Genomic DNA, 1,983 nt, shown 5'->3' with positions numbered 1-1,983 from the left:
CCGTCATGTATGACGGCAAGAAGTCGGTCGCCGAGACCATCGTCTACGGCGCGCTCGACCAGGTTCAGTCGAAGACCAAGCAGGAGCCGGTCACCGTCTTCCATCAGGCGCTCGACAATGTCGCGCCTCATGTTGAAGTGCGTTCGCGTCGTGTCGGTGGCGCCACCTACCAGGTTCCGGTTGATGTGCGCCCCGAGCGCCGCCAGGCATTGGCCATTCGCTGGCTGATCGCTGCGGCCCGTAATCGCAACGAGACCACGATGGTCGACCGCCTCTCCGGCGAGCTGATGGATGCGGCCAACAACCGCGGCACGGCTGTCAAGAAGCGTGAAGACACCCACAAGATGGCTGAAGCCAACCGCGCTTTCGCGCACTACCGCTGGTAAAGCGCGAACGAGACTGAGAGGCAGCTACGATGGCCCGCGAATACAAAATCGAAGACTACCGCAATTTCGGTATCATGGCGCATATTGACGCCGGCAAGACGACGACCACCGAGCGCGTCCTCTACTACACGGGCAAGTCGCACAAGATCGGCGAAGTCCACGACGGCGCTGCCACCATGGATTGGATGGAGCAGGAGCAGGAGCGCGGCATCACGATCACGTCCGCCGCGACCACGACCTTCTGGAAGGCTCGTGACGGCAAGATGCACCGCTTCAACATCATCGACACCCCCGGCCACGTCGACTTCACCATCGAAGTCGAGCGTTCGCTGCGCGTTCTCGACGGCGCCATCGCGCTGCTCGATGCCAATGCCGGTGTTGAGCCGCAGACCGAGACCGTCTGGCGCCAGGCCGACAAGTACCGCGTTCCGCGCATGATCTTCTGCAACAAGATGGACAAGATCGGCGCCGACTTCTACCGCTCGGTCGAGATGTCGGTTCGCGCCTCGGTGCGCATGCCGTTGTCATGCAGCTGCCGATTGGCGCCGAGACCGAGTTCAAGGGCGTCGTCGACCTCGTCGAGATGAACGCGCTTGTCTGGCGCGACGAGACGCTGGGCGCTGCCTGGGATGTCGTGGAGATCCCGGACGACCTCAAGGCTCGTGCCGAAGAATACCGCGAGAAGATGATCGAGGCCGCCGTCGAGATGGACGAGACGGCGCTTGAGAATTACCTCGAAGGCAAGATGCCGTCGAATGACGAGATCCGCGCGCTGATCCGCAAGGGCACCATCGCGGTCAAGTTCTACCCGATGTTCTGTGGCTCGGCCTTTAAGAACAAGGGCGTGCAGCCGCTGCTCGACGCCGTCGTCGAATATCTGCCGTCGCCGGCCGATGTTCCCGCCATCAAGGGTGTCGATGCCAAGACCGACGCCGAGATCGAGCGTCACGCCGACGACAACGAGCCTCTGTCGATGCTCGCCTTCAAGATCATGAACGACCCGTTCGTCGGTTCGCTGACCTTTGCCCGCATCTATTCGGGCAGGCTCACCAAGGGCATCTCGGTCGACAACACCGTGAAGGGCAAGAAAGAGCGCATCGGCCGCATGCTGCAGATGCATGCGAACTCGCGCGCCGACGTCGAAGAGGCTTTTGCCGGCGACATCGTTGCTCTTGCCGGTCTCAAGGACACGACCACCGGCGACACGCTGAGCGATCCGCTGCATCCGGTCATTCTCGAGCGCATGGAATTCCCCGATCCGGTCATCCAGATCGCCATCGAGCCAAAGACCAAGAACGACCAGGAAAAGATGGGCCTCGCCCTTCACCGCCTGGCCGCCGAGGATCCGTCCTTCCGTGTCAAGACCGACGAGGAAAGCGGCCAGACCATCATTTCCGGCATGGGCGAACTTCACCTGGACATCATCGTCGACCGCATGCGTCGCGAGTTCAAGGTCGAGGCCAATGTCGGCGCACCGCAGGTGGCTTATCGCGAGACGATCACCCGCAGGCACGAGCAGGACTACACGCACAAGAAGCAGACCGGCGGTACCGGTCAGTTCGCTCGCGTCAAGATCGTCTTCGAGCCGAACCCGGAG

General features: G+C 62.0%; 1 protein-coding gene and 1 pseudogene. Both read left to right on the top strand.

Annotation, left to right across the window (positions count from 1 at the left end; translation table 11 throughout):
- Positions 1-5: 5 nt before the first annotated feature.
- Positions 6-386 carry a 30S ribosomal protein S7 gene (gene rpsG / locus EN750_RS31865; protein WP_245482868.1) on the top strand — a complete coding sequence of 127 codons (381 nt, stop codon included), beginning with the start codon at positions 6-8 and terminating at the stop codon, positions 384-386.
- Between the two features lie 29 nt (positions 387-415).
- Positions 416-1,983: pseudogene (fusA, locus tag EN750_RS31860) on the top strand (elongation factor G); the annotation flags it as partial.

This window comes from Mesorhizobium sp. M7A.F.Ca.ET.027.03.2.1, from assembly GCF_003999175.1.
Taxonomy (GTDB): Bacteria; Pseudomonadota; Alphaproteobacteria; order Rhizobiales; family Rhizobiaceae; genus Mesorhizobium.
Note: the sequence above shows the minus strand (reverse complement) of the source record. Positions and strands in the feature narration are given on the sequence as shown.